Annotated in this window: 24 protein-coding genes; 13 read left to right on the top strand and 11 right to left on the bottom strand. The window is 61.2% G+C overall.

Annotation, left to right across the window (positions count from 1 at the left end; translation table 11 throughout):
• Positions 1-3: 3 nt before the first annotated feature.
• The 8 genes from ahbB (AC1DQM_RS05420) to AC1DQM_RS05385 are packed head-to-tail and all read right to left on the bottom strand — an operon-like array spanning position 4 to position 5,437.
• A complete protein-coding gene (gene ahbB, locus AC1DQM_RS05420; protein WP_138867321.1) occupies positions 4-507 on the bottom strand; it encodes a siroheme decarboxylase subunit beta in 504 nt (167 codons plus the stop codon).
• The gene (locus tag AC1DQM_RS05415) at positions 482-925 is read right to left on the bottom strand and encodes an Lrp/AsnC family transcriptional regulator (RefSeq protein WP_086945734.1); all 444 of its coding nucleotides are present in this window, start codon (positions 923-925) and stop codon (positions 482-484) included. The genes ahbB (AC1DQM_RS05420) and AC1DQM_RS05415 overlap by 26 nt, the downstream gene beginning before the upstream one ends.
• Positions 918-1,433, bottom strand: a complete 516-nt coding sequence (gene ahbB, locus AC1DQM_RS05410; RefSeq protein ID WP_138867322.1) for a siroheme decarboxylase subunit beta — start codon at positions 1,431-1,433, stop codon at positions 918-920. Before ahbB (AC1DQM_RS05410) ends, AC1DQM_RS05415 begins: the two co-directional genes overlap by 8 nt.
• Positions 1,430-1,888, bottom strand: a complete 459-nt coding sequence (locus AC1DQM_RS05405; RefSeq protein ID WP_064617206.1) for an Lrp/AsnC family transcriptional regulator — start codon at positions 1,886-1,888, stop codon at positions 1,430-1,432. The genes ahbB (AC1DQM_RS05410) and AC1DQM_RS05405 overlap by 4 nt, the downstream gene beginning before the upstream one ends.
• Position 1,889: 1 nt before the next feature.
• Positions 1,890-3,068 (bottom strand): cytochrome D1 domain-containing protein, encoded by a 1,179-nt coding sequence (locus AC1DQM_RS05400; protein ID WP_442115180.1) that lies wholly within the window; start codon positions 3,066-3,068, stop codon positions 1,890-1,892.
• Positions 3,065-3,391 carry a c-type cytochrome gene (locus AC1DQM_RS05395; RefSeq protein ID WP_018927781.1) on the bottom strand — a complete coding sequence of 109 codons (327 nt, stop codon included), beginning with the start codon at positions 3,389-3,391 and terminating at the stop codon, positions 3,065-3,067. The genes AC1DQM_RS05400 and AC1DQM_RS05395 overlap by 4 nt, the downstream gene beginning before the upstream one ends.
• A gap of 15 nt (positions 3,392-3,406) precedes the next feature.
• On the bottom strand, positions 3,407-3,721 hold the full coding sequence (locus AC1DQM_RS05390; protein ID WP_019649087.1) for a c-type cytochrome: 315 nt from the start codon (positions 3,719-3,721) through the stop codon (positions 3,407-3,409).
• Between the two features lie 24 nt (positions 3,722-3,745).
• Positions 3,746-5,437 carry a nitrite reductase gene (locus tag AC1DQM_RS05385; RefSeq protein ID WP_138867324.1) on the bottom strand — a complete coding sequence of 564 codons (1,692 nt, stop codon included), beginning with the start codon at positions 5,435-5,437 and terminating at the stop codon, positions 3,746-3,748.
• 208 nt (positions 5,438-5,645) lie between these two features.
• On the opposite strand from AC1DQM_RS05385, the gene AC1DQM_RS05380 reads away from it, so the two are divergent.
• The 6 genes from AC1DQM_RS05380 to AC1DQM_RS05355 all read left to right on the top strand — a co-directional run bounded on the left by AC1DQM_RS05380 (position 5,646) and on the right by AC1DQM_RS05355 (position 11,322).
• Positions 5,646-6,428: a CbbQ/NirQ/NorQ/GpvN family protein gene (locus tag AC1DQM_RS05380; RefSeq protein WP_372240862.1), complete on the top strand. Its 783-nt coding sequence runs from the start codon at positions 5,646-5,648 to the stop codon at positions 6,426-6,428.
• Positions 6,412-6,999, top strand: a complete 588-nt coding sequence (locus tag AC1DQM_RS05375; protein ID WP_018927785.1) for a cytochrome c oxidase subunit 3 — start codon at positions 6,412-6,414, stop codon at positions 6,997-6,999. Before AC1DQM_RS05380 ends, AC1DQM_RS05375 begins: the two co-directional genes overlap by 17 nt.
• A gap of 11 nt (positions 7,000-7,010) precedes the next feature.
• A complete protein-coding gene (locus tag AC1DQM_RS05370; RefSeq protein ID WP_138867326.1) occupies positions 7,011-7,268 on the top strand; it encodes a cytochrome C oxidase subunit IV family protein in 258 nt (85 codons plus the stop codon).
• Between the two features lie 263 nt (positions 7,269-7,531).
• The gene (locus AC1DQM_RS05365; protein ID WP_018927787.1) at positions 7,532-7,972 is read left to right on the top strand and encodes a c-type cytochrome; all 441 of its coding nucleotides are present in this window, start codon (positions 7,532-7,534) and stop codon (positions 7,970-7,972) included.
• 3 nt (positions 7,973-7,975) lie between these two features.
• Positions 7,976-9,403 (top strand): cbb3-type cytochrome c oxidase subunit I, encoded by a 1,428-nt coding sequence (locus AC1DQM_RS05360; RefSeq protein WP_018927788.1) that lies wholly within the window; start codon positions 7,976-7,978, stop codon positions 9,401-9,403.
• Between the two features lie 77 nt (positions 9,404-9,480).
• Entirely contained in the window at positions 9,481-11,322 is a 1,842-nt protein-coding gene (locus AC1DQM_RS05355; protein WP_138867327.1) for a nitric oxide reductase activation protein NorD, read from the top strand.
• 171 nt (positions 11,323-11,493) lie between these two features.
• Here the strand turns inward: AC1DQM_RS05355 and AC1DQM_RS05350 are convergent, their stop codons facing one another.
• Together AC1DQM_RS05350 and AC1DQM_RS05345 are read right to left on the bottom strand one after the other, a co-directional pair.
• On the bottom strand, positions 11,494-11,688 hold the full coding sequence (locus AC1DQM_RS05350) for a protein DnrP (RefSeq protein ID WP_178114249.1): 195 nt from the start codon (positions 11,686-11,688) through the stop codon (positions 11,494-11,496).
• Positions 11,685-12,368, bottom strand: a complete 684-nt coding sequence (locus AC1DQM_RS05345) for a Crp/Fnr family transcriptional regulator (protein ID WP_018927791.1) — start codon at positions 12,366-12,368, stop codon at positions 11,685-11,687. The genes AC1DQM_RS05350 and AC1DQM_RS05345 overlap by 4 nt, the downstream gene beginning before the upstream one ends.
• Positions 12,369-12,951: 583 nt before the next feature.
• Here AC1DQM_RS05345 and AC1DQM_RS05340 point away from each other — a divergent pair.
• Together AC1DQM_RS05340 and AC1DQM_RS05335 are read left to right on the top strand one after the other, a co-directional pair.
• Positions 12,952-14,142: an NnrS family protein gene (locus AC1DQM_RS05340; protein ID WP_111454561.1), complete on the top strand. Its 1,191-nt coding sequence runs from the start codon at positions 12,952-12,954 to the stop codon at positions 14,140-14,142.
• A 28-nt stretch (positions 14,143-14,170) separates the two neighbouring features.
• Positions 14,171-14,608 carry a membrane protein gene (locus AC1DQM_RS05335; RefSeq protein ID WP_018927795.1) on the top strand — a complete coding sequence of 146 codons (438 nt, stop codon included), beginning with the start codon at positions 14,171-14,173 and terminating at the stop codon, positions 14,606-14,608.
• 75 nt (positions 14,609-14,683) lie between these two features.
• Here AC1DQM_RS05335 and ytfE read toward each other — a convergent pair whose 3' ends face one another.
• Positions 14,684-15,358 (bottom strand): iron-sulfur cluster repair protein YtfE, encoded by a 675-nt coding sequence (gene ytfE, locus AC1DQM_RS05330; protein ID WP_138867328.1) that lies wholly within the window; start codon positions 15,356-15,358, stop codon positions 14,684-14,686.
• Positions 15,359-15,512: 154 nt separating this feature from the next.
• On the opposite strand from ytfE, the gene norR reads away from it, so the two are divergent.
• The 5 genes from norR to ubiU all read left to right on the top strand — a co-directional run bounded on the left by norR (position 15,513) and on the right by ubiU (position 20,856).
• Positions 15,513-17,042 (top strand): nitric oxide reductase transcriptional regulator NorR, encoded by a 1,530-nt coding sequence (gene norR, locus AC1DQM_RS05325; RefSeq protein ID WP_138867329.1) that lies wholly within the window; start codon positions 15,513-15,515, stop codon positions 17,040-17,042.
• Between the two features lie 99 nt (positions 17,043-17,141).
• Positions 17,142-17,789 (top strand): pyridoxamine 5'-phosphate oxidase, encoded by a 648-nt coding sequence (pdxH, locus tag AC1DQM_RS05320; RefSeq protein WP_138867330.1) that lies wholly within the window; start codon positions 17,142-17,144, stop codon positions 17,787-17,789.
• Positions 17,790-17,951: 162 nt separating this feature from the next.
• Entirely contained in the window at positions 17,952-18,506 is a 555-nt protein-coding gene (moaB, locus tag AC1DQM_RS05315) for a molybdenum cofactor biosynthesis protein B (RefSeq protein ID WP_018927799.1), read from the top strand.
• A complete protein-coding gene (locus tag AC1DQM_RS05310) occupies positions 18,503-19,738 on the top strand; it encodes a molybdopterin molybdotransferase MoeA (RefSeq protein ID WP_138867331.1) in 1,236 nt (411 codons plus the stop codon). The genes moaB and AC1DQM_RS05310 overlap by 4 nt, the downstream gene beginning before the upstream one ends.
• 122 nt (positions 19,739-19,860) lie before the next feature.
• Positions 19,861-20,856: a ubiquinone anaerobic biosynthesis protein UbiU gene (gene ubiU, locus AC1DQM_RS05305; RefSeq protein WP_064617223.1), complete on the top strand. Its 996-nt coding sequence runs from the start codon at positions 19,861-19,863 to the stop codon at positions 20,854-20,856.
• The last annotated feature ends 9 nt before the right edge of the window (positions 20,857-20,865 follow it).

Below are 20,865 nucleotides of genomic sequence, written 5' to 3'. Positions count from 1 at the left end.
TGTTCAGCGTGGCACTGGCGGTAGCCGTAAACCGGTTTTTTTCAGGATGCGACTGCTCACCAGCATCTCGTCGGCGACACAGGCGTCGCCCAGTAAGTAGCGCAGGTGTTCGCGGTAGCTGTCGATTTCCTCGCGGCTGCGACCGTGCACCATGGCGAACAGGTTGTAGCGCCACGCGGTTCGTCGCGGGCGTCGATAACAGTGGCTGACAAAAGGCTGTGCGCCGATCAGCGCGCCGAGGCGCGGCATGTCGGTGTCGCGCACATCCCAAACGGTCATGCCGTTGTAGCGATAGCCGAGGCGATAGTGGTTGGGGACGGCGGCAATGCGCCGGATCGCGCCCTCGGCCTGCAAGCGCTTGAGCAGATCCAGGGTGGATTCGATGCTCAGGTCCAGCTGTTCGGCGAGCCAGGCCCACGGGTCATTCAGCAGCGGCAGGCCGGCCTGGGTCAGTTCAATCAGCCGGTGTGCCAGGGTGTCTTCAGACCGGGAAGTACAGACCGACATGGTAAGTCTCCTCTTTAGGCAAGTTGAGCAGCGGCAAACCGGTCAGGGTTTCGATGTATTGCAAGGTTTCGGTGACGTCTTGTTCGGTCGCGCAGGCGAGCACGAACCACATGTTCCAGGCGTGTTCGCGTCGATAGTTGTGCGCCACTTCAGGCAGGGCATGCAGTTGCTCGGCGACCTCTTCGAACCGTTCTTCCGGCACTGCCAGCGCCGCGAGGGTGAAGGCGCCACCGAGGCGTTCGATGTCGAACATCGGACCGAAGCGCGTGAGTATTCCTTCACAGAGCAGTTCGTGGAGGCGGTGGAGCAATTCAGGGCTGCTGCTGTCCAGTTCGCTGGCCAGCGCCTGCCAGGGGTTACGCACCAGTGGCAGGCCCAGTTGCAAGCGGTTGATCAACCGACGGTCAAGATCATCCATGGGGCTTGGTTCCCGTTGAGGAGGCGACAAAGCGTCCGCCGCATTGTTTGAAGGCATGGGTGCTGAACAGCAGTTGATGGGGCAGGTCACTCAGCAAGTGTTCTCCCAGCAACGCCTGGATCTGCGCCTCGACCTGCGCGCGTTGGCGTCCGTGAACCATGCAGAACAGGTTGTAGCGCCACTGCGGCAGGCGCCGTGGCCGTTGATAGCAGAGGGTGATACCGGACGCTCGCCCCAGGCGCTGGCCGACTTCGTCGATCAGCGCGTCCGGAACATCCAGCACCAGCATGGCGTTGGCGGTAAAGCCCAGGGCGCGATGGTTGAGCACCAGGCCGACCCGGCGAAACAGCCCCTGTTCGTGCCACTGGTGCATCTGCGCGAGCACCTGGTTTTCGTCGGCGTTTATCCGTTCCGCGAGGGTTTGATAGGGGCGCGAAACACGCGGTAATCCGTCTTCCAGGTGCCTTCGTAAGGCTTGTGTCTGTTCGGGGCTCAATCCCGTCTTCATGGGCCTTCTCCCAAGGCAAAACCGAGGTCGATGCGGTAAGCGGTCAACATCGGCAGATCCAGCGGAACAAGGCCGGTTTCGTTCTCAAGTGCTTCGAGAACACGTTCGATGTGGGGGCGATCAGGCCCGGTCAGCACAAACCACAGGTTGTAGAAATGCTCCCGTGCGTAGTTGTGATTGACCTCGGGATACTGGCTGACGCGCTCGGCGACCTGTTGCAGACGTTCGGCGGGCACGGCGAAGGCGGCGAGGGTGCTGGCCCCGGCGCGGCTGTGTTCGAACACCGGGCCGATGCGTGAGAGGGGGCCGGCCTGAGCCATTTTTTCCAGACAATCCATCACCTGGGCCTCGCGGCAACCGAGAATCCGGGCCATCTCCTTGTAAGGTTCCGGGCACAACGGCATGCCGTGCTGGAAGCGGTCGATAAGTTGGCGGCTGAGCAGGTCGAGGTTCATTTCAATAGCCCATTTTCTGCGCGCGACTGCTGAAGAAGATGCCGCTCGGCGCGGTGGCGGGAAGGGTGCTCAGCTGCTTCAGGCTGTACGGATCCCAGACCTGAACCTGATCGCCATCGCGTAACGACAGCCACAACTGGTCGCCGCGCGCGGTGAATTCCATGTGCAGCACCGCCGGCCCCGGTCGCAGATCGGCGACTACGGCACGGGTTTCGGTGTCGATGACCTGGACCCGATCGTTGTCCGGGTAGGCGAAATTGACCCACAGTTGCCGACCGTCCGGCCGCGACGTGACGAACACCGGTTGGCCGGCCACCGGGATGGCAGCGGTCTGCTGCCACGTGCGGGAATCCATCACCAGCACCTGATGACGGCCGACGGCGGGCACGAAGGCCTGGTTGTCGGCAACGGCCCAACCCTCCAGATGCGGCATCTTGTAGACGGGCAACTTCGCCTGGCCGCGTCCGTAATCACCGAGCACTCGCTGCACCCCGCGCTCGGGGTGCCAGAGGTCGAGTTGCGCCATGCCGTCTTCGCCGAACAGCCCAGCCATGTAATAGCGACCATCGGGGGTAATCAGCGCGTCGTAGGGTTGCTGGCCGATGCCGGTGAAGCGGCTGATCCGTGGCGTGCTGCCCTGACTGAAATCGGCGGTCCAGATCTCGCCGGTATCGAACAGGCTGAACACAAAACGCTGACCGGGCGCGTCGACCAGGCCGACCACCCGTGAGCGTTTGCTGCCATCGGCGAGCGGTGTCGCGGGAATATCGGCCACCTGTTGCAGAGTGACGGCATCGAACACCTTCACGCCGCCGGGCACGTAGTTGGAGACCGCGATCAACTTGCCGTCCTGACTGATGGCGCCGCCGATGCTGTTGCCGCCCTGGATGACGCGATGGTCGATGCGTTGGGTCAGCAAGTCGATTTTGCTCAACCCGCCGTCGCGGCCGAACACATAGGAATAGCGCTGGTCGCGGGAAAACACCACCGAGGCATGGGACAGATCGCCGAAGCCTTCGAGTCGGGCCAGTGCCGTGCGGGTGTCGCTTTCGATGATTTGCACGCTGCCGGTGGCGCGCTCCACCACCACGCCCAGATCGCCGGAGCCCCGCAACGGAGGCTGAACACACGCGGACAACAGCAGCCCGGTCGCCGCTAAAAGCAGGGTTGAACGGATCATGGTGCGGGATATCCCTGGAGAAGAAGATCGACCAGCCAACGGATGTCGTCCGGGCTGAGCAACGGGGCCCAACCGGGCATCGCGGTGCCGGGGCGGCCTTGGGTGACGGTGGCAATCAGGCTGTCGCGGGACTTGCCTGCCAGCGTTGCACGTGTCAGGTCGGGACCCAGCCCGCCGGTCATGTGCAGTCCATGACAGGCGCCGCAATCCTGGGCCAGCAGGTGCTCGAGTTGGGCCTGACGCTTGGCGTTCGGCGCCGCAACCGAGGTCGCGCAAAAAAGGAGGAGGGCCGCCAGAACCACTGCGTGTCGATGAACCATCATGGCGCCCTCCGTTGGCTATTTGAGACTCAGGACCCAAGTTGCAAGTGTCTTCGCTTCGTCATCCGTCACCGGGTTGGCCGGCATTGGTATCGGGCCCCAGTTGCCTTGCGTACCGTTCTTGATGTGGTTGGCCAGGGTGTCGACGGCCTCGGGTACGCCAGCGTTCTTGGCCGCGACATCCTTGAGCGCCGGGCCGACAAGCTTGGTGTCGATGGAATGGCAGGCGGCGCAGGGTTTGCTCTTGAACAGTTCCTGCGCATCTTGGGCCACAACCGGCTGCACGCTCAGCGCAGCGGTCAGGGCGAACAGTGAAAGCAGAGTATTTTTCATGGTCGTTCCTTGCATTGATGGAGCTCAATAAATGTCGTGTTGGGTGTTGTAGACATTGAATTTCCCGGTGGGGGTAATCAGGCGTTTGTCCTTGATCACCGATTTGAGCTTCAGCGTTTTGTCGTCGATCACCACCAGTGCCGACTCCTCTGATTGACCGCTCCACACGGAGAACCAGACCTCATCGCCGGCCTTGTTGTATTCCGGCTGCACGACCCGCATGGCGCCTTGCTTGATGCCGGCGTACTCGGCGATGGGCAGCACGGTGTAGCCGGCGTCGAGTTTGTCGAGGTTGAACACCGCCACCGACTGACTCAGTTTGGCGTCCGGGTTGAGGGTGGTGTCGACATACAGGTGGCGCGAGTTGGGGTGGGTTTTGATGAACAACGAACCGCCGCCCTGGCCCTTGAGCGAGGCGACCTGTTTCCAGGCGTATTGCGGGTGTTTGGCCGGGTCGGTACCGATCAGCGAGATACCGTCGTCTCCCAGGTGGCTGGTGGCCCAGACCGGGCCGTAGACAGGATGATCAAAGTTGGCGCCACGACCCGGGTGAGGGGTTTTGCCGACGTCCACCAGGGCGGCCAACTTGCGATCCTTGGAGTCGATCACGGCGACTTTGTTGGAGTTGTTGGCGGCGGTCATGAAGTAGCGATGGGTGCTGTCCCAACCGCCGTCATGCAGGAAAGGGGCGGCATCGATGTAGGTGATGGTGAGGTTTTTGATGTCCTGGTAATTGACCAGCATGACCTTGCCGGTTTCCTTGACGTTAACGATGAACTCCGGCCATTCGTGGGAGGCGATGATCGCCGCGACCCGGGGTTCCGGGTGATATTCTTGCTTGTCGACAGTCATGCCGCGGGTCGAGACGATCTGTTTGGGCTCCAGGGTTTCACCATCCATGATGGTGAATTGTGGTGGCCAATAGGAGCCGGCGACCGTGTATTTGTCTTCGTAACCCTTGAACTTGGAAGTCTCCACCGAGCGCGCCTCGATGCCCACTTTGACTTCGGCGACCTTGGTCGGCTCCACCGGCCACAGGTCGATCATGTCGATCCGGGCGTCTCGACCAATCACCAGCAGGTAGCGACCGGAGGCAGAAATGCGCGAGATGTGCACCGCGTAACCGGTCTCGATCAGCTTGACGATTTTCTTGCTGTCACCGTCGATCAGGGCAATCTTGCCGTCATCGCGCAACGTCACCGAAAACAGGTTGGGCAGATTGAGTTTGCTCAGTTGCTTCTTCGGACGATCCTCGGGCTTGACCAGCACTTTCCAGGTTTTCAGCGTCTCGGCCATGCCCCATTCCGGTGGCGTGGGCGGTGTGTGCTGGATGAACTTGGCCATGGCCGTGATCTGATCCTTGGTCAGCGCATTGGATGTTCCCCAGTTCGGCATGCCCGCTGGTGAACCGAAGGTAATCAACGCCTCCAGATACAGTTGGCCGCGAGACTGGGTGATGTCCGGCGTCAGTGGTTTACCCGTGGCGCCTTTGCGCAGCACGCCGTGGCAGCCGGCGCAGCGCTGGAAATAGATTTCCTTGGACGCGTCGAACTCGGCCTGACTCATGTCGGGCGCTCCGGCGGTTTTGACCATCAGCGGGCTGGCCGCAGCAGTGGCGGGTTCCTCGGCTCTGGCTGCGTGAGTCACCGCAAGGGCCAGCGCCGACCACAATGTGGCGACAGTCAGAGCAAACGTTTTTCTATTGCTGATCAGCATTCCATTTCTCCTCAGGCAAGACCTTTGCGATGTGCTGGAACGGCAGCGCAGAACGCAGGTTCTTAGTGCCGTGCAAGGCTATGCCCGAGCAGGCCAATGCTTGCTTGACCGCGATCAAGTTTGCCGGCCATGTCACTTGCCAGGTTGTCGCAGGCGCCCGTAGCGTGTGGCTTGAATCCGCTTTTGGAACAGACAGCCCATGGACCGAATCCAGTCTTGCGAACCCTTCTATCAACCGCTCAATAATGAGGAGGCGCTGTTCGAGCAAGCCTGGCGACACGGCATGCCGGTGCTGATCAAAGGCCCGACGGGGTGCGGCAAGACCCGTTTCGTCCAGCACATGGCCCATCGGCTGAAGCTACCGCTGTACACCGTGGCGTGCCATGACGACCTGAGTGCCGCCGACCTGATTGGCCGTCATCTGATTGGCGCCCAAGGCACCTGGTGGCAGGACGGGCCGCTGACCCGCGCGGTGCGTGAAGGCGGCATTTGTTATCTGGACGAAGTGGTCGAGTCGCGGCAGGACACGGTGGTCGTACTGCACCCACTGGCCGATGATCGTCGCGAGTTGTTCCTGGAGCGCACCGGCGAAGTGTTGCAGGCGCCGTCCTCATTCATGCTGGTCGTGTCGTACAACCCCGGCTACCAGAACCTGCTCAAAGGCATGAAACCCAGCACCCGACAACGTTTCGTGGCGATGCGTTTCGGCTATCCGCCGGTGGCCGACGAAGAGCGTATTGTCAGCCGGGAAGCGCAGGTGGACAGCGCGCTGGCGGCGCAAGTGGTCAGGCTGGGGCAGGCCCTGCGAAGGCTGGATCAACATGATCTTGAGGAAGTCGCCTCGACACGGCTGCTGATTTTTACTGCGCGAATGATCCGCTCCGGCATGAGCCCGCGTGAAGCGTGCATGGCTTGCCTGGCCGAGCCGCTGAGCGATGATCCGCTGACGGTTGCGGCGCTGATGGGCGTGGTTGATGTCCACTTCGGCTGAGTCCAGGGGCGTTGCGCGTGGCCACCTGCCGGGCGATCTGGCGATGTGGTTTTTCATTTTGGCCGAGTTGTCGGTGTTCGCCATCCTGATTCTGGCGTTCGCCGTGACCCAGGCACTCAAGCCGCAGTTGTTTGGTGAAAGCCGTCAATTGCTCAACACCTCTACCGGCCTGGCGATGACCCTGAGCCTGCTCACCGCCGGGCTGTTCGCCGCGCTGGCTCAGGAGCAGGTCAGGCGTTCCCGGTCCCGCCACGGCGCCGTACTTCTGCTGGCCGCGTTGCTTGCCGGCAGCGTCTACGTGGTGTTGAAACTTACCGAATACCGGCACTTGCTGGCCTCGGGGCTGGGCATGGAGCACAACACGTTTTTCACCCTCTATTGGATCCTCACCGGTTTTCATTTTCTCCATGTATTGCTCGGCATGGTCATTCTCGGATGGCTGGCCGAGCGCTGCCGTCGAGGCCTGTACAACGCCGTCAACCGCAGCGGGTTTGAATCGGGCGTGCTGTATTGGCACATGGTCGATCTGATCTGGGTCGTGCTGTTTCCGCTGGTGTACGTGCTGAATTGACGGAGGTTCTGATGTCGGCTTCCAGGTTGTTGCTCGTCTGCTGGGCAGCGTTGGCCACATTAAGCGTGTGCACCGTTGTGTTGTCACAAGTCGGCGCGACGTGGCTGTTGTCCATTGCCATTTTGCTGGTGGCGGTTGGCAAGGCCTGGCTGATCGCCGATGGCTTCATGGAGATGCGCCATGCGCCGCGATTGTGGCGCCGGTTGATGGTGAGCTGGGCGCTGGTGTTGGCAGTCGTTGTGGGGCTGACGCTGCTGTCGATCGGCTAACCAATCCATGTAGCAGCTGGCGAAGCCTGCGTTCGGCTGCGCAGCAGTCGTAAATCCTACCGCCTCGGTCCATCTGAAACACCGCGGTGGCTGATTTCACGACTGCTTCGCAGCCGAACGCAGGCTGCGCCAGCTGCTACATGGACCGAGTACGACTTAAGCGTATTACCCGACCAAAACCATCTGCCTTTCTTGATCGCCATCAAGCAGGTTTTACCCCCTCGCTTTCTATCATGAGCACGCCAAGCAAAGAGGAAGCGACCATGTCAGAGACCTTCACCAAAGGCATGGCCAGGAATATCTACTTCGGGGGAAGCGTCTTTTTCTTCCTGATATTCCTGGCCTTGACCTATCACACGGAACAGACCTTTCCAGTGCGCAGCAACGAAGCGCAGTTAACCGAATCAGTGATTCGCGGCAAGACGGTCTGGGAGCAAAACAACTGCGTCGGCTGCCACACGTTGCTGGGCGAGGGCGCCTACTTTGCGCCAGAGCTGGGCAACGTATTCCAGCGGCGCGGCGGGGAGGAGGGCTTTAAACCTTTTCTACATGCCTGGATGAAAATGCAGCCGCTGGGCGTACCGGGCCGACGAGCGATGCCGCAGTTCAAGTTGAGCGAGCAAGAGGTGGATGACATCGCCGAGTTCCTCAAATGGAGCTCGAACATCAACACCAATGGCTGGCCGCCAAACAAGGAGGGCTAAGAGATGAGCATCGCTAATCCGCATCTGAAATTCGCCTCGCAAGCCGTGGCCAAACCGTACTTCGTGTTTGCCCTGATGCTGTTTCTCGGTCAGGTGCTGTTCGGTTTGATCATGGGGGTGCAATACGTGATCGGAGACTTTCTGTTCCCGATCATTCCCTTCAACGTGGCGCGGATGGTGCACACCAATCTGCTGATCGTCTGGTTGCTGTTCGGCTTCATGGGCGCCGCCTATTACCTGATTCCGGAAGAGGCCGACCGCGAACTGCACAGCCCGAAGCTGGCGATCATTCTGTTCTGGGTATTCGCCGCTGCTGGTGTGTTGACGATTCTCGGCTATCTGCTGGTGCCTTATGCGGGCCTGGCCAAACTGACGCATAACGAGCTGCTGCCGACCATGGGCCGGGAGTTCCTGGAGCAGCCGACCATCACCAAGATGGGCATTGTGGTGGTGTGCCTGGGCTTTCTCTACAACATCGGCATGACCTTGCTCAAAGGTCGCAAGACCACCGTCAGCATGGTGATGATGACCGGGTTGATCGGCCTTGCGGTGTTCTTCCTGTTCTCCTTCTACAACCCCGGTAATCTGGCCCGCGACAAGTTCTACTGGTGGTGGGTGGTGCATCTTTGGGTGGAAGGCGTGTGGGAACTGATCATGGGCTCGATGCTCGCCTTCGTGCTGATCAAGATCACCGGTGTCGACCGGGAAGTCGTGGAGAAATGGCTCTACGTGATCATCGCCATGGCGCTGATTACCGGGATCATCGGCACCGGTCACCACTTCTTCTGGATCGGTGCGCCCGAGGTCTGGCTGTGGGTCGGCTCGATCTTCTCCGCATTCGAACCGCTGCCGTTCCTGGCCATGGTGATCTTTGCCTTCAGCATGGTGAAGAACCGTCGGCGGCAACACCCGAACCGTGCCGCCACGCTGTGGGCCAAGGGCACCACGGTCACGGCGTTCTTCGGTGCGGGTGTCTGGGGCTTTCTGCATACCCTGGCGCCGGTCAACTTCTACACCCACGGTTCGCAATTGACGGCAGCGCACGGTCACCTGGCTTTCTACGGTGCTTACGCGATGATCGTGATGACCTTGATCAGCTACGCCATGCCACGCCTGCGCGGGCTGGGTGAAGCGGGTGACGAGCGTTCACAGACCCTCGAAGTCTGGGGCTTCTGGTTAATGACCCTGTCGATGGTGATGATCACGCTGTTCCTCACCGCGGCCGGTGTCGTACAGGTTTACCTGCAACGCTGGCAGGCCGATGGGATCGCGTTGCCATTCATGGCCACGGTCGAACATCTGCAAGTGCTGTTCTGGGCGCGTCTGGGTGCTGGTATCGGCTTCTTCGCCGGGCTGCTCTGTTACCTGTTCAGCTTCAAGCAACGTGGCCGCGCAGCCTTGCGCGCTCCGGCGGCGGTTGTACCTTCATGATCGGGTGCAATGGCTAGGAAAAGGTCGGCCCGGCTGATACAGCGGGCCGTTTTTTGGTTCCAGCAAGGGCAAGCATCATGGCGTTTACCGTCGAACTGGAAGAGTGGGTAGGCAGTGTCTGGCATCGTTTCATCACCCGGCGCGCCAGCCCTGATTTCCCCGAAGCACGGGTTGAACTGGCCAGCCAGCAACGCCCGCTGGCGCTGTTGTTCCGCGCCATGGGCGGTGCCAATGGCGTCGGTGTGGAAGCGGCCAGCGACCGCGATCTGCTGCTGCGACGCAACGTGTTGCAGCAAATCGCCGGCACCTGCAAACAAGTGCCGCTGGCGTGGTGTGACGAGCGTAATTTACGGCTGCCATCGAGCCTGGCGGTGTTTCCCGAAGTGGCACTGAATGAGGAACTCTATCGCTGGCTCGCGTTGCTGGCGGCGCAGGCCGGGCAGATGCGCCACTGGGACAGGGACAATCAACGCTGGACGCAACAGCTGCTGCGACGCTATCCCGCGCTGCGTGCTCGTTACCAACGACTGGTCGATGCCCATCTGCAATTGCGCCCCGATCCGGCCTCGTTGAACGGCAGCGAAGCGGCGCTGGAACGGGCGTTATGCCAGGCGTTGCGCGAGCCCGGCAGTGTCGAGCATTTTCCTCGCAGCGAACGGGCCGCGTGGCCGTTGCCGCTGTGGTTGTACCCGCCGCAAAATCTCGCTAGTCCCCAGGCTGCCGATCTGGGCGATGAGTCCGAAGAGTCTTTGACCACGCCACCCGGCGAGCAGAAAGGCGGGCGTAAGCGCGCGACGCGGATCGATGAAAGCACCCGTGAAGGCGGGTTGCTGGTGGTGCGTCTGGAGAACCTGTTCAGCTGGACCGAGCACGTGGACCTGGATCGCTGGTCGGATGACAGCGAAGACCCGGACGCTGCCCGAGTCGCCGACGACCTGGATGAGTTGACGCTGTCGCGCACACGCCTGCGCAAGGGGGGCGGTCTCAAGCTGCATCTGGATTTACCACCGGCCGATGTCGACGATATTCCCCTCGGCGAGGGCATCAAGTTGCCGGAGTGGGACTATCGCAAACAACGGATGCAGGACAGCTTCGTCAACCTGCAGATGCTGGTGCCCCGCGACTGTGAGGCGCAGCCGCTGCCGCTACGCTTGAAGGCCTCGGCGCACCGTTTGCGGCGTCAGTTCGAGCACCTGCGCAATGATCGTCAATGGTTACGCCAACAACCTCAGGGATCAGAGCTGGACATGCAGGCCTGGCTGGATTTTCACGTTGATCGCGAGCATGGCCAGTGCGCCGAACGCGGTTTGTTCATGGAGCAGCGGCAGACTCGCCGCGACCTGGCGTGCCTGTTGCTGGCCGACGTGTCGATGTCCACTGACGCCCACCTGAACGATCAGCATCGTGTCATCGACGTGATCCGCGACAGCCTGCTGCTGTTCGGCGAAACCTTGTCGGTGCTGGGTGATGATTTCGCCCTGTACGGGTTTTCCTCGTTGCGTCGTCAGCAAGTGCGCATGCAGGAACTCAAGTCGTTCATCCAGCGTTATGACGACACCACCCGAGGTCGTATTCAAGGTCTCAAACCGGGGTATTACACACGCATGGGGGCTGCCATTCGCCAGGCCACGCAACTATTGGGCACGAGCAAGCGGCGCAGCAAACTGTTGCTGCTGCTGACGGATGGCAAACCGAATGATCTGGATCTGTATGAAGGGCGCTACGGTGTTGAAGATACTCGCGAGGCGGTGCTTGAGGCACGGCGTCAGGGGCTGACGCCGTTCTGTATCACGATCGATCGCGAGGCCGGGGATTACTTGCCGTACATGTTCGGCGCCAATGGCTACACCTTGATCCGCCAGCCCGAACAACTGCCCCTGCGCTTGCCGCAGTTGTACCGCCAGCTGACCCAACCGTGATGTCCTTGACCACCTGCGCTCCTGTAGCAGCTGCCGAAGGCTGCGTTCGGCTGCGCAGCAGTCGCAAAACCATACAACGCGGTGTTTCAGTCGTACCGTGGGCTCAGGATTTACGACTGCTGCGCAGCCGAACGCAGGCTGCGCCAGCTGCTACAGGGATATGTGCGATCTTCAGCTGCGCGGCAACCAGAAAAACATCACCACGCAAAAGACCGTCAGGCCAACGCAGAACCACATGAATCGGCGCTGCCGACGTTCCCCGGCGTATTCGGCCAGTGCTGGCAGGGGCATGCCGCATTGGTGGCACTCGGTTTCTTGTGAAGGGTTGGCATGTTGGCAATACAGGCAGACGGGCATGGCACTCACTCGAACTGTTCCAGGCGCAGACGATCAAGAATGGCGATCTGACGGCCGTCCTGAGTGATGATGTTTTCATCGATCAAGCGGCGGATGATTCGCGAAAAGGTTTCTGGCTGGATCGACAGATGCCCGGCAATCAGTTGCTTGGCCATCGGCAGTTCGAATTGGCAGTCAACGGTTTGCTGGCGCACCAGTTGCGTCAGCAGATAACGCACGACCCGGTGGGTGGCGTTTTTCAGCGACAGGGTTTCGATTTCGTTGACCCGTTGATGTAAGCGAACGCAGAGCTTGCCCAGTAGTGCGAAGGTCAACCGACTATTGCTCTGCAGCAGGCGCATGTAGGTGCTGTTGGATAAACGATAGAGCTGGGTGGGGCAGATCGCTTCGGCCGAGGCCACATAGTTTGGGGTGTCCATCAGCATCATCGCCTCGGCGAAGGTTTGCCGCTCGCTGATGACCTCGAACACTTTCTCCTGCCCATCCGGTGTCAGCCGGTAGATTTTTACCGCGCCGGCAATCACGAAGTAGAACGCATCGGCCGGCTCGCCCTGACGGAACAACGGCTCGCCTTTGTCGATGCTCAGCAATTGGCTGGTACTCATCAATTCGTCCAGCTGTTCTTCGTTCAACGGCTCGAACAGATGATGACTGCGCAGAATCTGGTGATGGACGCGGTGAAGCACCATGAGAATTCATCCTGAAGATTGAGAAGGGGGCTGGCGATCAAGTCAGACGAGGCCCAGGGAAACGCCGCTGGCTACGGCCAGGATTGAGGTCAACACCACGAACCAGGCCAGTGGCTGGATGACTTTTTTCATGACGACTCCTGGGATCGGTTTGTTTGATTTCCACAAGCTTGAGCAAGACATGGGCCAGGCTTGGAGGCCTTTATTTAGCGGGGTTCTCAGGCGTGAGGGTAAAAAAGACCCTGAGGATTAGGGTGAAAATAACCCTTTAATGGTCATTAGTACCCTGATCCGGAATGCCCTGTGGCGAGGGAGCTTGCTCCCGCTGGAGTGCGAAGCACTCCCAACATCGATCTACGCGGTATGTCTGATAGAACGCATTCGCCGGTTTTACGGCTGCTGCGCACCCGAGCGGGAGCAAGCTCCCTCGCCACAGGAATACGAGAAAGCATCAGGGCACGCCCCTTGCACACTTGATCTGCGACAACGGCAATGGATCGGTAATACCCGATGATTGCCCCTGGATTTACCTCGGCGCCTGCGGGTTGGTGTCAGGTCGGCAACAAGGTAGAGGAGTGGTTTTATGCAAGTGCTTGACCGCCGTAAAGCGATGGCAATCACGCCGCTGTTTCGGCTGGCCTTTCGGCCATTTTTCCTCGCCGGTTGCCTTTTGGCAGTGCTGGTCATTCCACTCTGGCTGGCGGCCTTCAGTGGTTCGATTTCCAACTGGCAGCCGGCGGGCGGTTGGCTGGGCTGGCATCGGCATGAATTGCTGTTCGGGTTCGGGTTGGCGATTATCGCGGGCTTTCTGTTGACGGCGGTGCAGACCTGGACCGGTCGCCCCGGCCTCAGCAGCAAACCGTTGGCCGCGCTGGCGTTGCTGTGGTTGTTGGCGCGGGTGGTCTGGCTGGCCAATGCGCCATGGCCGTTGCTCGCCGTGCTGGAACTGGCGTTCCCGTTGGCGGTGGCGGTACTCATGGGCTTCACCTTGTGGAAAGTGCGGCAGAAACGTAACTACCCGATTGTGGTGGTTCTGCTGTTGTTGGCCGGGGCCGACGGGTTGTCCCTGTATGGCTTGGTCGAGGGGCATGAAGGCTGGCAACGCCAGGGCGTGCTGAGCGGCCTCTGGCTGGTGGCGGCGATGATGGGGTTGATCGGCGGGCGGGTCATTCCGTTCTTCACCCAGCGCGGCCTTGGTCGGGTTGAAGGCGTTGCCGCCTGGCCCTGGCTGGATCGCCTGCTGTTGGTCGGTTCGCCGCTGGTGGCGTTGTTGTATGCCGCAGGACCGGCGCTCAACCCCAATGTCTGGGTGGGCCTGCTGTTCGCGGTGCTGGCGGCAGGGCATCTGGTGCGCCTGGTGCGCTGGCATGACCGGGCACTCTGGCGCGTGCCGTTGTTGTGGTCGCTGCATCTGGCCTATGGCTGGCTGGCGGTGGCGTGTCTCGGGATGGCGCTGTGGCATTTCGGTGTGCCGGTTAACCCGAGTCTGGCGGTGCATTGCCTGACCATCGGGGCCATGGCTGGCCTGGTGCTGGCGATGATCGCGCGGGTCAGCCTCGGCCACACCGGTCGCCCCCTGGAACCGCCATCGGGCATGACCCTGGCCTTCATTCTGCTCAACCTGGCGTGTCTGAGCCGGGTGGTGTTGATCCTGTTTTTCCCCTTGGCCGCATTGTGGTTGGCGGGCCTGTGCTGGGCGCTGGCGTTTGCACTGTATGCCTGGCGCTATGGGCCGATGCTGTTGCGGGCCCGGGTCGACGGTCATCCAGGATGAATACGCGAATGAATGGAGGCAGCCGCTGATGTATCCCTTTTTACTGGTCACGCATTTGCTGGCGGCAATCGCCTTCATTGGCACGCTGTTTTTCGAGGTGGTCATCTGGCATCGCGCCCGCCAGCCGTTGACGGAGATTGCGCAAGTGACGGCGGATCAGGCGATTGCCCTGCGTTCGCGTAAGGTTCTGCACGGCGTGGTGTTGCTGTTGTATGGCGCCGGTATCGGTTTGGCGTGGCAGTACCGTGGCGCATTGAGTCAGCCGCTGGCCAGCAGTTTTGGTACGTTGCTGAGCCTGAAAATCCTGTTGGCCTTGAGCATCATCGGTCATTACTTGCTGCTGGCCTATTGGCTGACCCACGGGCGCCTGACCGCGACCCGCGCAAGCTGGATTCGCCGCAGCATTCTCGGGCACATGGTGTTGATCGTGATCCTGGCCAAGGCCATGTTCTATTGGCACGGCTGATCGCAATACGTCCCTCATAAACAAAACCCGCGTCATCCGGTTGGATGGCGCGGGTTGGGGGTGGCCGGTAATCGATCAATGGCGGGGGGTCAGGGCATTAATGAACAACACGTTGTTTTCCAGGTGGATGTGTTGCATCAGGTCGTCTTTGAACTCCAGCAGCCCACGGTAGAGCGCACGCCAGGTGTTACAGGCATCGGCGGGCGGGATGATGTGATTGGTCAGGGCGAGCATCTTCTCCAGCGCTTCACCATGTTGATCGTGTTCGAAACGCAGCACCTGGATCGGCGGTGCGGCCTGAGGGCCAACGCCTTGTTGCAACATCGGGAAGAGCACTTGTTCTTCCTTGAGCATGTGGCCTTCGAGTTCCTGCTGCATGTCTGTCAGCAGATCGGCCAGGCCGTTGGGGCAACTGCTGCGCGCGCCATGGACCTGCTCGACGCGGCGAGCCAGTCGGATCAGCTCCGGCAGTTGCTCGCGGTGGCGGGCGTGGTAGCGCGTCAGAAGGTGGGCGATCAGCAGTTCCGACGGTTCGTTGCGCCAGTCGTGCTGGGTTTCGCCGGCGTCTTGCAGAATCTGCAGGGCGTCGGCAATGAGGACCGGATCGAGGTTTTTGCCAAGGGCCGCTTCACGCAGGCTTTTATGCCCGCCGCAACAGAAGTCCAGTTTGAAGGTGTGAAAGATCCGGGTGGCACCGGGAATGTCGCAGGCCAGTTGGCCGAGGCTTTGTTCCAATAGGGGCTGGCTCATCAGGGTTCCTTGTTTGGGTTTCAACGGTTCCCCAGGCTCATTGCACCCGGCATGCCATTTTTAACGTATTGAAAAACATGGATTAATTTTTAGTTGTGGTGATATTCACCCTGATGCTTCAGGGTAAATACAACCATAGAGGGTGATGACTACCATGCTGCGAGAAAGCCTGGCGGCCGACCTGATCGTCGAGTTGCCCAATGCCGTGCGGTTGCAACGACTGGTCCAGACCCTGCGCGAATACTTCAACAGTGGCGCCGTGGGCTTGCTGCGTCTGGATGACGACAGCCTCAGGCCCGTTGCAACGGTGGGGCTGGTTCATGAAGCGTTGGGGCGCCGGTTCGTCATTGCCCAGCATCCTCGGCTGGCGGCAATCATGGCGTCGCGCGAGCCGACCTGGTTCGAGCCCGACAGCCGCCTGCCGGACCCCTACGACGGCTTGCTCGACAACCATGTCGGCGAACCGCTGCCGGTGCATGACTGCATGGGCGTGAGCCTCTATGTCGAGGGGCGGATCTGGGGCGCGATCACCCTCGATGCGCTGCACGCCGGGACCTTTGACAACCGGGCGCGGGAAGAACTCAAGCGTTGCACTTTGCAGATCGAAGCCGCCGTGCGGGTCACCCGCCTGGAGCAGGAAAACCGCAGCTTGCGCCTGTCCCGCAGCGATCCTCAGGACTTGCGCGTGCCCGTCGGAGAAGGCGAGATCCTTGGGCAAAGTGAGGTGTTGCATCAGTTGCTCAATGAGCTGGATGTACTGGCCGATTCCGATCTGCCGGTATTGCTGCTGGGCGAGACCGGCGTCGGCAAAGAGCTGTTCGCACGGCGCTTGCATCGTCTTTCAAGGCGCCACCACAAACCGCTGATACAGGTTAACTGCGCAGCCTTGCCGGAGTCGCTGGCAGAGAGTGAGTTGTTCGGGCATGTCAAAGGCGCCTTTTCCGGTGCTACGAGTGACCGTGCCGGACGCTTCGACGCCGCCAACGGTGGCACGCTGTTTCTCGATGAAGTCGGGGAGTTGCCCTTGAGTGTGCAAGCGAAATTGCTGCGCACCCTGCAAAACGGCGAGATCCAGCGCCTGGGCGCCGACAAGCCGTTGCACGTCGATGTGCGCATCATCGCCGCCACCAATCGGCACCTGCCGGACAGCATCCGCGATGGCTTGTTTCGCGCCGATCTGTATCACCGCCTCTCGGTGTACCCGGTGCCGATTCCAGCGCTGCGCGAGCGTGGTCACGATGTGTTGATGCTGGCCGGGCATTTTCTGGAGCTCAATCGGGCGCGGCTCGGCCTGCGAGGTTTGCGTTTGTCGCCGGCGGCGGAGCGAGCCTTGCTGGCATACACCTGGCCGGGCAATGTGCGCGAACTGGAGCACGTCATCAGTCGGGCGGCGTTGAAGCAGCTCAGTCGCGGGACGAGTCGCACATCGATCATGACGCTGGAGCCAGAGGTTCTCGATCTCGACAGCCCGATGGCAGCATCGGGGGCAGAGGTCGAGCCATCCCGGGACATTACGGCTGATCTACCGTTCCAGCCCCTGGGCGAAGCCGTCGACGATTACCAGCGCAGGAAGATCCTCGAGGCCCTGAGCCTGTCCGGGGACAACTGGGCCAGCGCCGCGCGGATGCTGGAAGTCGACCCCAGCAATTTGCACAAACTGGCGCGGCGCCTGCGTCTGAAGTAGGTCAGGGCGTTGTCGCTTCGACCCTCGGTGTTGATGGCGGTCAAGGTGGTATCGCGCAGTGCCTCGCACACTGCGCAAAACCTTCCGGAGATTACCGTCATGCCCCTGTCCCTGGCCCAAATGCGCCGTAACTACACCCTTAATGGCCTGCAAGATGAGGCTGCGCTGGACGATCCGCTGGCGATGTTCCGTCAATGGCTGCAACAGGCCCGCGACACCGAGTGCGCACCTGTCGAGGCCAATAGCATGGTGCTGGCGACGGTCGACGGTGAAGGACGGCCGCACTGCCGTGTGCTGTTGCTCAAAGGCTTGAGCGATGAAGGTTTTACTTTTTTCGGTAATTACCAGAGCGACAAGGGGCAGCAGCTGGCGGTCAATCCCTATGCCGCCATGACGTTTTTCTGGCCGGGGCTGGAGCGTCAAGTGCGCATCGAAGGCCGGGTGTCCAGGCTCGACCCGCAACTCTCGGATGCATACTTCGATTCCCGCTCGATGGCCAGTCGCCTGGGCGCCTGGGCTTCACCGCAAAGCCGGCCGTTGGCCAGTCGTGCCGCGCTGGAGTCGATGTTGGCGCAGACCATCAAGCGCTTCGTTGGCCAGACCGTCTCGCGCCCCGAACATTGGGGCGGTTATTGCCTGCACCCTGAACGTCTGGAGTTCTGGCAGGGCCGTGCCGACCGCTTGCATGACCGTCTCGATTACCGGTTGCGAGATGGTGCATGGCAACGGCGCCGCTTGGCGCCTTGAGCGACGAGTAAGTTCCCCCGTAGCAGCCTGCGGCAGCTGCTACGGGCTTGAGTCCCCCATTAATCCATAGACCCCGACGAGGTACCTCCTTGGAGGAATAGGCTCGTTCGCTATTCCGGTTCAGGCTTTGGGCCATACCCTCATCTACGGGAAAGCCTGGATATGGCCCATCTGACGCAACGCAGTTTCGAACCCCTGAACATTGCCGTGCTGACCATCAGCGATACGCGCACCTTTGACACCGACACTTCAGGACAGACCCTGGCGGATTTGCTGCAAACGGCCGGGCATGTGCTGATCGATCGTGGCCTGGTCAAGGACGACATTTATCAGATCCGCGCAACGGTCTCCCAGTGGATCGCCGACCCCCGGGTGCAAGTCATATTGATGACTGGCGGCACCGGTTTCACCGCTCGTGACAACACACCGCAAGCGGTGCTGCCACTGCTGGACAAACATGTGGAAGGCTTCGGCGAATTGTTCCGCCAGGTGTCGCTGGAGGAGATTGGCATGTCCAGTCTGCAGTCCCGGGCACTGGCCGGGATGAGTAACGGTGTACTGGTGTGCTGCGTTCCTGGCTCGCCGGGTGCCTGCCGGACTGCCTGGAACAAGATTCTGCTCGAGCAACTGGACAGTCGCACCGGCCCGTGTAACTTCGCCCCGCATTTGAAAGCGCAAGCACAGCGGGTCATCGACGCCTGCGAGACACGCTCATGAGCGGCCGGGTGTGCGACCTCGGCAACCTGATGCCCGTGGACGAGGCCATCAGCCGTCTGCTCGACCAGGCGCCACCACCACCCCTGGCGCAAATGGTCCGTCTGGACCAAGCCATGGGGCGGGTACTGGCGGTGGACATTCATTGCCCGGTGAACCTGCCGGCCTGGGACAACAGTGCCATGGACGGTTATGCCCTCAGGGCTGCCGACCTGCCGGCGGAAGGTGGCTGTTTGACGATTGGCGGCCGAATTGCGGCGGGGGATCAGGCGTGCTCGCCCTTGCTTGCGCAGCAAACGGTGCAGATCTTTACCGGCGCGCCATTGCCACCGGGTGCCGATACCGTCGTGCCGCAAGAGCGCTGCCGGGTCGAAGGCGAGCGAGTCTGGTTCCCGCCCGTAGCCGTTGGCGATCACGTGCGCAAGGAAGGGGAGGAAGTTCGCCGCGGGCATCTGCTGCTCAAGGCTGGCAAACGCCTGCGCGCACAAGAACTGGGATTGCTGGCCGGTGCCGGGATTGCCCGGGTCGAGGTCTATAGGCCGTTGCAAGTGTGCCTGCTCAGCAGCGGTAATGAACTGCGCGAGCCGGGCGATTCCTTGGCACCGGGGCAGATCTACAACAGCAACCGGTATTGCCTTGCTGCGTTGTTGCGCGGCTGGGGCGTCGAGGTGCATGACTATGACGTCATGGCCGATGAGTTGGTGGCCAGCCGGCATGCCTTGAGCCTGGCGTCTTCGGAATGCGACTTGCTGTTGAGCTCCGGTGGCGTGTCGGTCGGCGAGGAAGATCACCTCAAACAGGCCATCGAGGAACTGGGCAGTGTGGATTTCTGGCGGCTGGCCATCCAGCCGGGTAAGCCATTGGCCTATGGCGAAGTGGCCGGTAAACCGTGGATCGGTATGCCGGGAAACCCGTCAGGGGCGCTGATTACCGCGTTGGTGGTGGTGCGTCCGTTCCTGCTCAGGGCTCAGGGTGTGACTGACGTGATGCCAGTGCCGTTGGCTGTACCCGCCGGGTTCGACTGGTTGCAGCGTAACAAGCGTCGACAATACCTGCGGGCCAGGTTGACGCCCGGCGCCGATGGCCAGTTGAGTGTGGAACTGCACCCTCAGCAAAGCTCGGCCATGTTGACCGCCGCGTGCTGGGCCGACGGGCTGGCGGTGATCGAGTGTGAGCAGCAAGTGCTCAAGCACGACAACGTGATGTTCCTGTCCTTCGCCGACCTGATGCAGTGATGGCAATTGATTGCCGTCAAGGCTGTGCCTGCCGGTCTGGCTAGACTGGCAGCGCCTTTTTCGAAGGGTGCGCCACAGACGCCGGGCGCTGCCCCGGACGCGTAATTTCATGAGGATTACCCATGCAACTGGTCTGCCCGGCAGGGAATCTGCCTGCGCTTAAAGCGGCGGTGCGCCAAGGCGCCGATGCCGTGTATGTCGGCTTTCGCGATGACACCAATGCCCGGCATTTCGCGGGGTTGAACATGGACGACAAACAGTTCGACGCCGCCGTCGCCCACATCCGCCAACATCAACGCAAACTCTACGTCGCGGTCAACACGTACCCACAACCCAAGGGGTGGGAGCGCTGGCAACGGGCGGTGGATCGTGCCGCCGATTTCGGCGTCGATGCGCTGATCGCCGCCGACCCCGGGGTGCTCGACTATGCCAGTCAGCGTCACCCGCAATTGGCCCTGCATCTGTCGGTTCAGGGGTCGGCAACCCATGCCGCGGCGCTGGAATTTTATGCGCAGCGCTACGGCATTCGTCGCGCGGTATTGCCACGGGTGTTGTCGTTGGCGCAGGTACGTCAAGTCGCCGCCAGCAGCCCGGTGCCCATCGAAGTCTTTGGCTTCGGCAGCTTGTGCATCATGGCCGAAGGGCGTTGCCACCTGTCTTCCTACATTACCGGTGAGTCGCCGAACCTGTGCGGTGTCTGTTCGCCAGCCAAAGCCGTGCGTTGGAGCGAGGACGCCGAAGGCTTGAGCGCGCGCCTCAGCGAAGTGCTGATCGATCGCTACACCCCTGACGAATCGGCCGGTTACCCGACCTTGTGCAAAGGCCGTTTTCTGGTCGATGGCAAACGCTTTCATGCGCTGGAGGAGCCCACCAGCCTCGACACCCTGGACTTGCTCCCGGAATTGACGGCCATTGGCGTCGAAGCGGTGAAAATCGAGGGCCGCCAACGCAGCCCGGCGTATGTCGAACAAGTCACCCGGGTCTGGCGCGCGGCATTGGATGCTCACCGTGGCGCGCCCGGCAGTTTTCGGGTCAAGGAAGAATGGCGTCAGGTGCTGGCCGGTTTGTCCGAAGGCAGCCAGACCACCCTGGGCGCTTATCATCGATCATGGCAATGAGGGACGCGA

This window comes from Pseudomonas sp. 01L34 (genome assembly GCF_056400265.1).
Note: the sequence above shows the minus strand (reverse complement) of the source record. Positions and strands in the feature narration are given on the sequence as shown.

What these genes read in the sequence shown, in the direction of transcription:
- ahbB (WP_138867321.1), bottom strand. Translation starts at nt 507, where the DNA reads ATGTCGGTCTGTACTTCCCGGTCTGAAGACACCCTGGCACACCGGCTG.
- AC1DQM_RS05415 (WP_086945734.1), bottom strand. Translation starts at nt 925, where the DNA reads ATGGATGATCTTGACCGTCGGTTGATCAACCGCTTGCAACTGGGCCTG.
- ahbB (WP_138867322.1), bottom strand. Translation starts at nt 1,433, where the DNA reads ATGAAGACGGGATTGAGCCCCGAACAGACACAAGCCTTACGAAGGCAC.
- AC1DQM_RS05405 (WP_064617206.1), bottom strand. Translation starts at nt 1,888, where the DNA reads ATGAACCTCGACCTGCTCAGCCGCCAACTTATCGACCGCTTCCAGCAC.
- AC1DQM_RS05400 (WP_442115180.1), bottom strand. Translation starts at nt 3,068, where the DNA reads ATGATCCGTTCAACCCTGCTTTTAGCGGCGACCGGGCTGCTGTTGTCC.
- AC1DQM_RS05395 (WP_018927781.1), bottom strand. Translation starts at nt 3,391, where the DNA reads ATGATGGTTCATCGACACGCAGTGGTTCTGGCGGCCCTCCTCCTTTTT.
- AC1DQM_RS05390 (WP_019649087.1), bottom strand. Translation starts at nt 3,721, where the DNA reads ATGAAAAATACTCTGCTTTCACTGTTCGCCCTGACCGCTGCGCTGAGC.
- AC1DQM_RS05385 (WP_138867324.1), bottom strand. Translation starts at nt 5,437, where the DNA reads ATGCTGATCAGCAATAGAAAAACGTTTGCTCTGACTGTCGCCACATTG.
- AC1DQM_RS05375 (WP_018927785.1), top strand. Translation starts at nt 6,412, where the DNA reads ATGTCCACTTCGGCTGAGTCCAGGGGCGTTGCGCGTGGCCACCTGCCG.
- AC1DQM_RS05370 (WP_138867326.1), top strand. Translation starts at nt 7,011, where the DNA reads ATGTCGGCTTCCAGGTTGTTGCTCGTCTGCTGGGCAGCGTTGGCCACA.
- AC1DQM_RS05365 (WP_018927787.1), top strand. Translation starts at nt 7,532, where the DNA reads ATGTCAGAGACCTTCACCAAAGGCATGGCCAGGAATATCTACTTCGGG.
- AC1DQM_RS05360 (WP_018927788.1), top strand. Translation starts at nt 7,976, where the DNA reads ATGAGCATCGCTAATCCGCATCTGAAATTCGCCTCGCAAGCCGTGGCC.
- AC1DQM_RS05355 (WP_138867327.1), top strand. Translation starts at nt 9,481, where the DNA reads ATGGCGTTTACCGTCGAACTGGAAGAGTGGGTAGGCAGTGTCTGGCAT.
- AC1DQM_RS05345 (WP_018927791.1), bottom strand. Translation starts at nt 12,368, where the DNA reads ATGGTGCTTCACCGCGTCCATCACCAGATTCTGCGCAGTCATCATCTG.
- AC1DQM_RS05340 (WP_111454561.1), top strand. Translation starts at nt 12,952, where the DNA reads ATGCAAGTGCTTGACCGCCGTAAAGCGATGGCAATCACGCCGCTGTTT.
- AC1DQM_RS05335 (WP_018927795.1), top strand. Translation starts at nt 14,171, where the DNA reads ATGTATCCCTTTTTACTGGTCACGCATTTGCTGGCGGCAATCGCCTTC.
- ytfE (WP_138867328.1), bottom strand. Translation starts at nt 15,358, where the DNA reads ATGAGCCAGCCCCTATTGGAACAAAGCCTCGGCCAACTGGCCTGCGAC.
- norR (WP_138867329.1), top strand. Translation starts at nt 15,513, where the DNA reads ATGCTGCGAGAAAGCCTGGCGGCCGACCTGATCGTCGAGTTGCCCAAT.
- pdxH (WP_138867330.1), top strand. Translation starts at nt 17,142, where the DNA reads ATGCCCCTGTCCCTGGCCCAAATGCGCCGTAACTACACCCTTAATGGC.
- moaB (WP_018927799.1), top strand. Translation starts at nt 17,952, where the DNA reads ATGGCCCATCTGACGCAACGCAGTTTCGAACCCCTGAACATTGCCGTG.
- AC1DQM_RS05310 (WP_138867331.1), top strand. Translation starts at nt 18,503, where the DNA reads ATGAGCGGCCGGGTGTGCGACCTCGGCAACCTGATGCCCGTGGACGAG.
- ubiU (WP_064617223.1), top strand. Translation starts at nt 19,861, where the DNA reads ATGCAACTGGTCTGCCCGGCAGGGAATCTGCCTGCGCTTAAAGCGGCG.